Genomic DNA, 8,565 nt, shown 5'->3' on the forward strand with positions numbered 1-8,565 from the left:
ATCAACACTAAAAAGTTTAGACCCAAAAAAACGAGCAGCACAATTTCTTTGTTGAACAGTTTAAATGTTTTAAAGCTTAATTTTATGAATTTTCCATTGTATAATTGACATAGAGTATTTTAGCTCAAAAGTATAGATTTTTTCTGGGGGTGTCAGCGCTGGCTAATGCACAGTTGAAACAACAAATTATCGAAGCTAGTCAGGAAATTGGCATTGATAAGATCGGCTTCACAACGGCGAATAATTTTGAACATTTGCGTTCCAGTTTAGTCGCACAAAAAGCTGCGGGGCATACTTCGGGGTTTGAACATCAAAATCTAGATGAGCGGTTAGAGCCGGGCCTGATTTTCAATAAGCCGCGTTCGATCATTGCGATCGCTTTAGCTTACCCGACAAAAATGAAAAAAAGGCCACCACGGACTAAGTATAAAAGAGGACATTTTGCCCGAGCTTCTTGGGGGGATGATTATCATGCAGTCTTACGTAAAAAGATGGCTGCACTGATTGAAAAGATCAAAGAACTGTCCCAAAACGCAGTTGATTTTAAACCAATGGTCGATACCGGAGAGTTGATCGATGTTGCGGTGGCTCAGCGGGCTGGGTTGGGGTTTATCGGCAAGAATGGTTTGCTGATCACTGAAGAATTCGGGTCGTTTGTTTATTTGGGCGAGATCATTACGGATCTTGAATTTGAGCCTGACCGCCCGCTAAAGTCACAGTGCGGTGACTGTACACGCTGTATCGATTACTGTCCGCCAAATGCCTTGTTGGGTGATGGTCGATTAAACGCACAGAAGTGTTTATCTTATCAGACACAAACTAAGGGAATGATGCCGGAAAAATACCGGCCAATGATCCATAATGTGATCTATGGTTGTGACATCTGTCAATTAGTATGTCCCTTTAATCGTGGAAAGGATCAACATTTTCATTCAGACATGGAACCAGATCCAGAAAAAGTCTCACCTGAATTGGTGCCTTTACTGACGATATCAAACCGTGATTTCAAAGAAACCTTTGGACAGATGGCTGGTTCATGGCGGGGGAAGAAACCTTTGCAGCGCAATGCTTTGATTGCCTTAGCAAATCTGGGAGACCGGAGTGCTTTGCCACAGATATTAGCGGTCATCGATAATGATCCGCGACCAGTGATCCGTGCGACGGGAGCTTATGCAGTCGGACGTTTGGTCAGGGAATATAATCCTGAGATCATAGACTTTTTGGAAGATAAATATACCCAGGAAATGTCTGAAGGTGCGACGGAAGAGTGTTCACTTGAATATCGTACTGCAATTCAGAAAATTTCAGATTTAAAATAAAAACAAGGGGTTGGGACCTGTGAAAAAGAAATTGGTTTTTTTAGCGATGATTTTTACTGCAATATTTTTAGTTAGTTGTGCAAACACGACACAAAAAAATAACTCTGATAATGTGATCAGAGTTTCTTATCAGATCAAGAAAGAAAATAAATCGTTAAGTAAAAAGACAGTTACTGTGAAAAAAGGTGCAAGTGTCTTGACGGGTTTGAAAAAGGCTTGGCCAGTCAAGACCGAAAATAAAATGGTCACAAAAATCGATGGACATGCACAAAATCCCGATTTGGATCAATACTGGCTTTATGATATAAATGGCAAGGAATCTAAAAAGGGTGTTGACCAGCAAAAGTTAAATGATCAAGATAAAGTAGTATTTATACTTAAAGATATTTCAAAATAAGTTTAATTAGAAACGACCGCCACGGCTGCACAAGTGGAGGTCGTTTCTTTCGGTTCATTTTAATTGAAGTATTGCTAGATATCGCTTTTAATAAAGGTAAGTTTGACAGTAAAGAAGGGATGTGCATGAGTGTGATCACGATTGAAGGACCGCTTGCCGCAGGTAAAACTAGTTTAACTGAATTACTAAGCGGCCGTTTGCAAAGTCAGCCTTTTTATGAACCGGTCTCGGATAACCCAGTGTTACCACTGTTTTATGAGGGCAACAAGGCCGTTGCGGCGGGCAAATGGCAAACCAATCCCTACGCATTTTTATTGCAAATATTCTTTTTAAATCGGCGTTTTAAAATGATCAAACAAGCTTTTAAGGATGACAAAAACGTTCTTGATCGCTCGATTTATACTGATGAGCTTTTTTGTAAAATGAACTATGAGCGGGGCAATATGACGAAGATCGAATGGGAGACCTATCGTGATCTTCTAGCTAATATGCTGGAAGAATTACCCAATGCAGCGCATAAGAAGGCTCCCGACTTAATGGTTATGATAAATATCTCTTATCCCACTCTGATCAAACGGATCAAGCTTCGAGGCAGAGAATATGAGCTCCCAGAACAAGATCCGAGCTTAGAGGATTATTATCATGATCTGCTACAGCGTTACGAGGCTTTTGTTGATACGTATGCTGAGTCGCCGATGCTGATACTTGATGGTGATCGTTATGATTTCGTGAATTCAACAGCAGATAGAAAAGAAATTTTGCGTCAGATCTATACCAAAATGTATCATTTGAACCGCTTGAATAAGGATGAATGGCAACACTTGGTAAAAGAAGAAACATACTAGAGAAGTTTTTTCGTTTGAAATCAAGCTTACTTTTTGTTAGAATTATTAAGAATAAAATAATTAGAAGCAACATTTTTACTACGTAGATACACCACAGAAAAAGGAGGAGTTATCAATGGCAGTTAACGTAAAAAAAGCAATTGGTGCGGGGATCGCGGCTGGTCTGATCTCAGGGTTAGTTAAAATGGGATGGGAAAATGTTTTCCCTCCACGAACTGAAGAACGCGATGCTCAAAATCCACCGTACAAGACAATGAAGTTTTTAGGGATCCCTGACAAGCTGATCCACAAGAATTATACTTATTCAGGTCATCAGATCGAATGGCCAGGTTTTATCATTCATTATGGTTTCTCCGTTTCTTGGGCAGTTTTGTATGAACTTATGCGTCACAAATACCCAGCAATCACCAAAGATCATGGCACATGGTATGGAATTGGTGTTTGGGCAGCTTTCCATCTGGGCGTAATGCCGGCCTTAAATGTGGTCCCATCAGCTAAAGACCAACCCAAAGATGAACATTTGTCAGAATTAGTTGGTCATATGGTCTGGATGTGGACAAATGATCTCGTAGGCAGCAAGGTCTACGATGAGTTGAAAGACAAAGATTAATTTATTTAAAGAAACAATCGTTGGAAGATCCGGGTCGTCGACTAACCCGGGTCTTTTTCGATAAAACCAAAGGCGGTTCTGAACTTAAGGGACAAAAGCCAGCTGCTTTATTTAAAGGAAGGTGTCGCAATATGAACAATAAGAACTATGAGACTGGTTGGGTCGAGCGCATTAGTTACGGTTTAAGTGACGCGGCCGACAACTTGATTTTCCAAATGATGAGTTCTTATTTACTGTTTTTCTATACTGACGTTTACGGCTTACGTGCCCGTGATGTTGGGATCTTATTTGCAATTGCTCGTTTTATGGATGTTATTGAAAGTGTTATTTTAGGGTTGATGATCGATCGGACGCATTCTAAATATGGAAAGAGTCGGCCGTTTTTCCTTTGGTATGCGGTACCATACGTTGCCGTGGCGATCTTGACTTTTGTGACACCTGATTTTTCGGGTAGTGGAAAATTAGTATGGGCTTACGTTACATACCTGGGCTTAGGTTTTCTATACACTGCGGTCAACTTGCCGGTAACTTCGATTTTACCAACGATGACTAAAAATGACCGTGAAATTACAATTTTAGGCGTCATCCGTCAGTTCTTCGGTAGTTTGGTACAAGTTGTTGTTGCTACATTTACTATCCCCTTGGTTAAATTGATCGGTCAAGGCAACCAACAGAAGGGTTTTTTAGGAACGGTGATCATTTTTGGGATCATTTCGCTAGTCCTGATTTTAAATACCTTTGTTCAAGTACGTGAACGTCATACGAATGAAGATATGATCCATCAGCCCTTAAGCAAGGTCTGGGACATGCTGCGACATAATAAACCTTGGATCCTTTTGTCGATCGTTGTCTTTTTGTACTGGTTGTCAACGGCAATCAAGAATCAAACAACTATTTATTATTTCAAATATGTCTATAACAATGATAACTTAGTTTCGTGGGCCAATAGTTTTATGTTAGCCTCGATCATTGGGGTGTTACTGATCTTACGTTTTACTCAAGTTAGAAGTAAAAAATCTACGATGTCTCACGGGATCTTGATCGAACTTTTAGGCCAGGCCATTATTGGTGTTGGTGCTTATACTAAAATTTTAGCGATCACATTTGCGGGGATCTTTGTAAATTCGATCGGTAACGGGATCGTAATTGGGCTAGTCTCGATCATGATCGCCGATACGATTTCTTACGGAACTACGATGGGGATCCAAGCTGAAGGTTTATTGGCATCGACTAGTGACTGGGGTGTTAACTTAGGCTTAGGGATTGGCGGTTTAATAACTGCGATGATGTTTGATGCGTCAGGATATGTGGCCAATCAAGTACAAAATGCCGCTACGATCCGGATGATCGATTTGAATTTCGTTTGGATCCCGTTGGTGATTTACGTAGTGATGTATCTGATATTAAGAAAATATGATGAAAGTGTTATGCAAGTGCAAGCACAGGAGTAAAACAGAAAAGTCTGGGAGATCAAAGAGTTTCCAGGCTTTTTGTTTAAAATTCTTTCTGGATGTTTTAAATGGAACAGTTAACTGAACAGAAGTATTAAAAAGAAGTACCTAGCTGATGAGTTTCAGCTAGAAGTAAAATTGGAGAGAAAGCTTCCAGCAGACATCGATGTGGGAAGTCCAGATGCTGAGCTATCCATATGTGCGAAAGGTATGGTTCAGATAAACCCTCTGCTTTTTATTTTTCGAATAGCGGTAATAGTTAAGATATATCAGTATTAAATACTTTAACAGATTTAAAGGAGCGGTGATATGTGTACTAGTATTTTGCAAGTTGCTCAAAGTGGTGTCCATATGTTTTCTAGGACGATGGACTGGCATGAACTAGAATCAGGTCCGGCTTTTGCCCCGCGTGACTATGAATGGATCGAAGATTTTGATGGGCGGACGGTGAAAAATAAATATGCGATCATCGGTGTCGGGCGAAATAAGGAAAGCGCTATTGATATGAGCGATGGTGTGAATGAGTGGGGGTTGAGTGTGCAAAAACTAACCTTTAGACACGGCACTTACTTGTATGATGATCCCCAAAATAACGCAAAACAGTTGGCACCATATGAAGTCCCGTTTTATATGATGGGGCGGTATAAATCAGTCGCAGATATTATCGATCATTTGGACGAGATCAGACTAATGAGCGGCAAAAATTCGGCCGTCCAATATGGATATCCGGAACTACACTATGCTGCAACTGATCCCACTGGCAGGATCGTGATCATTGAACCAACTGTTCAACCGATGAACGTGATCGAAAATCCGATCGGAGTGGTGACAAATGCCCTTAACTTTGCTCATCAAATTGAACAGTTGAAAGATTATATTGCTTTAAAACCAGATCTGCAAAAAGATGGTCCATCAGTGGTTGAGCCGCATATTAGTACTGGCAGTTTTGCGGGTAAAAAAATACCTTCATCGGCCTATACGCCAACGGGCAGATTTATTCGTGCAGCTTATTACAAAGAAAGAACAAACCAACCTGCAAACGAACAAGAAGCAGTGATCAGCAGCTGGCATTTATTAAACAGTGTGACTGTTCCTAAAATGAAAAAGTATCAACAAACTTATTCAGTTTATCGCTCAGCAACTTGCCTTGAAACTCGGAGTTATTATTTTGAACCATATAACCGCTTGGGAATTACAAAATATCGGTTGACTGATGAAATGTTAAATTGGAAACAGCCTCATTTTTATAATATTGATGACAAATTAAATTTGACTGAGGCTATAAAGTGAACAGGGCAGAAGTAAGCGGAAAGTCTTGGTTCACGGAACCCGACTAAAAAACAAGGTAAAGTGAATCGTTTAAGACTCGAGCATTATCGGACATATGCATTAAATCGCGTTTTTTTGCGATGTAATACATATGTTGGATCGATTTGCAAAACTCGAAAATAAAAAAGCAGTAAATCAATTAAAAACTTCAGGTTTCGTTGCGACATTTCTGTAATGAGGATAAAAGCAGGCACTTTGGGAAAAGATGATCTCCTAAAAGTGCCTGTTTTAATTGGATCATTAGCGTAACAGATAGCCGCCATCGACAGGGATCATGACTCCGTTCAAATAATCTGCTGCGTGGCTCGCGAGGAAAACGACTGTTCCCATTAATTGTTCAGGTTGAGCCCACTGACCAGCGGGAATTATGATCGATGATCTCTTTGTTTCGGACGGGATCTTCCTGCAATTTTTTCGTCATTGGGGTGTCCACGTATCCTGGCGCTATTCCGTTAACTTGAATATTTTCAGGAGCTAAAGCATCTGCATATGCTTTGGTCAGACCTAAGACAGCATGCTTACTGGATGTATAAGGAAAAATCCTTTTACCAGCCCGATATGATTGCATGGAACCGATGTTGATGATCTTTCCGCTCTGCTGCTTTAACATTACTTTTGCGGTTTCATGTGAAAGATAGTAAAGAGCATTAAGGTTGATATTGAGTACCGCTTGCCAATCCTCGTCTTTATAATCGACCAGGTCATTACGCAGTTGCAGTCCAGCGTTGTTAACTAGAATGTCGATCTTGCCGAATTCCTCTAAGCAAGCTTTTACAATATTTTTTGCTGCATTTTGAGCAGTGAGATCTTGCTGGAAAAAAGCTATTTTACCATTGCTTTCTTCGACTTTGACGTGGAGTTCATCCCAGCCCATGGTTGTCTTTGAAACGACAAAGACTGAGGCGTGGGCTGCGCTGAGTGCCAAACTGTAATATTTGCCGAGCCCGCTTGCTCCTCCGGTCACAAGTGCAACTTTTTTCTCGAGTGAAAATTGATTTAAAGAAAATTCTTTCATAATATATCAACCTTTCCAATGAGTTATATTCTTAGCATAACACTAAAAGTTCATTTCAAAAAAATATTAGCTAAAATGCTAACTATGAAATGCATTATCTTTGCGTCTGTTTGCAAATATGTTGTATGGTGATTTTAAGAAAATATTTGTTAGAAGGGGAGTCAGGTTTAATGCCAGAAAATGGTTATCAATATGATGTATTATATATCGGGGCTGGACATGGAGCCTTTGATGGTGCCGCTCCTTTGGCAACTAAGGGCTACAAAGTAGGAGTTGATCGAAGTTGATAAGATCGGCGGTACTTGTCCTAATCGCGGTTGTAATGCCAAGATCACTTTGGATGCGCCAGTCGAATTACTTCGTTTCCAAGAACGGATGCAAAAAGTTGTGAGTGGTGATCTGACCTTCAACTGGACTGAAAATGTGAAACATGAGCACGAAGTTATTGATGGGTTGCCTGACTTTATCAGTGGCTTACTGACAGACTCGGGTGTTGATATTATCAACGGTCACGGTAAATTAGTTGATGCGCATACTGTTGATGTTGATGGTACAGAAAAAACGGCGGACAAAATCGTTGTCGCTACGGGACAGCGCCCGCATCGTTTGGATATCCCAGGCACAGAATTAGCTAATGATAGTACTGATTTCATGGCGCTGACAGAACTGCCGCAAAATATTACGATCATCGGTAGCGGTTATATCAGCATGGAATTTGCAACGATCGCAAATGCTGCTGGGTCAGATGTTACTGTTTTGATGCATAAAGACAAGGCTTTACGTTCATTCAATCAATCGTACGTTGAACATGTTATTGAAGACCTGCAAAAACGTGGCGTAAAATTTGTTAAAAATGCTAATGTGACTGAGTTTGCTAAAAACGGCCTTCAATACACAGTTAGCTACGGTGCTGGTCAGACATTGGAAACAGACTGGATCTTAGATGCTTCAGGGCGGATCCCGAATGTTGAAGAGTTGGGGTTAGAAAAAGTTGGCGTTAAGTATAACGAACATGGTATTGAAGTCAATGATCACTTGCAAACCAGTGTTGATAATATCTATGCTTCCGGTGACGTTGTTGACAAGAAACAACCTAAGTTAACGCCAACAGCTATTTATGAAACGACTTACTTGATGAAACTCTTCAGTAAAGAAACCAATGATCCGCTTGTTTATCCTGCGATCCCTTCTGTAGTCTTTACTTCACCGCGGATTGCTCAGGTCGGTGTTATTCCAGATGCTGTTGCGGATGATAATAGTTATTCAGTTCAGGAAAATGATTTGTTAGCGGGTTGGTATCGGTTGGTAACTAATGAATCTTATGCCAAAAATACCATTGTTTATGATGCCAAACATAAGATCGTAGGTGCTTCAGAAGTTAGTGAAAGGGCTGATAATGCTGTCAATTCAATTTTGCCTGCAATTGAATTTGGCTGGGGAGAAGAGGAGCTTAGTCGGTTAGTTTATCTCTTCCCATCATTTGAATCTGATACTAAAGATTTATTATAAGAGGTAGACAAATAATCGAACGGAAGCCTTAGTATTTGATCAAATACTAAGGTTTTTTGTAGGTGCGCCCGGCATGGGCAGTAACTAGGC

General features: G+C 40.4%; 6 protein-coding genes and 2 pseudogenes. 7 read left to right on the top strand and 1 reads right to left on the bottom strand.

Features of this window, described 5'->3' with window-relative positions; translation table 11 throughout:
* Positions 1–173 precede the first annotated feature (173 nt).
* The 6 genes from queG to FC65_RS07040 all read left to right on the top strand — a co-directional run bounded on the left by queG (position 174) and on the right by FC65_RS07040 (position 5,912).
* Positions 174–1,319, top strand: a complete 1,146-nt coding sequence (gene queG / locus FC65_RS07015) for a tRNA epoxyqueuosine(34) reductase QueG (RefSeq protein ID WP_235803097.1) — start codon at positions 174–176, stop codon at positions 1,317–1,319.
* A 19-nt stretch (positions 1,320–1,338) separates the two neighbouring features.
* On the top strand, positions 1,339–1,716 hold the full coding sequence (locus FC65_RS07020) for a DUF4430 domain-containing protein (RefSeq protein WP_056972074.1): 378 nt from the start codon (positions 1,339–1,341) through the stop codon (positions 1,714–1,716).
* Between the two features lie 131 nt (positions 1,717–1,847).
* Complete coding sequence (locus FC65_RS07025) at positions 1,848–2,561, top strand: deoxynucleoside kinase (RefSeq protein ID WP_056972077.1); 714 nt, start codon at positions 1,848–1,850, stop codon at positions 2,559–2,561.
* A gap of 115 nt (positions 2,562–2,676) precedes the next feature.
* Positions 2,677–3,171 (top strand): DUF1440 domain-containing protein, encoded by a 495-nt coding sequence (locus tag FC65_RS07030; protein ID WP_010499188.1) that lies wholly within the window; start codon positions 2,677–2,679, stop codon positions 3,169–3,171.
* A gap of 131 nt (positions 3,172–3,302) precedes the next feature.
* Positions 3,303–4,622: a glycoside-pentoside-hexuronide (GPH):cation symporter gene (locus FC65_RS07035; RefSeq protein WP_056972078.1), complete on the top strand. Its 1,320-nt coding sequence runs from the start codon at positions 3,303–3,305 to the stop codon at positions 4,620–4,622.
* A 309-nt stretch (positions 4,623–4,931) separates the two neighbouring features.
* Positions 4,932–5,912, top strand: coding sequence for a linear amide C-N hydrolase (locus FC65_RS07040; RefSeq protein WP_056972075.1), 981 nt, complete (start codon positions 4,932–4,934; stop codon positions 5,910–5,912).
* Positions 5,913–6,191: 279 nt separating this feature from the next.
* Here the strand turns inward: FC65_RS07040 and FC65_RS07045 are convergent.
* Positions 6,192–6,966, bottom strand: a pseudogene (locus FC65_RS07045) (SDR family NAD(P)-dependent oxidoreductase).
* Between the two features lie 170 nt (positions 6,967–7,136).
* Here FC65_RS07045 and FC65_RS07050 point away from each other — a divergent pair.
* A pseudogene (locus tag FC65_RS07050) lies at positions 7,137–8,475 on the top strand (dihydrolipoyl dehydrogenase family protein).
* Positions 8,476–8,565 lie beyond the last annotated feature (90 nt).

This window comes from Ligilactobacillus acidipiscis DSM 15836, assembly GCF_001435755.1.
In the GTDB taxonomy this organism is placed as follows: Bacteria; Bacillota; Bacilli; order Lactobacillales; family Lactobacillaceae; genus Ligilactobacillus; species Ligilactobacillus acidipiscis.

What these genes read in the sequence shown, in the direction of transcription:
- FC65_RS07030 (WP_010499188.1), top strand. Translation starts at nt 2,677, where the DNA reads ATGGCAGTTAACGTAAAAAAAGCAATTGGTGCGGGGATCGCGGCTGGT.
- FC65_RS07035 (WP_056972078.1), top strand. Translation starts at nt 3,303, where the DNA reads ATGAACAATAAGAACTATGAGACTGGTTGGGTCGAGCGCATTAGTTAC.
- FC65_RS07040 (WP_056972075.1), top strand. Translation starts at nt 4,932, where the DNA reads ATGTGTACTAGTATTTTGCAAGTTGCTCAAAGTGGTGTCCATATGTTT.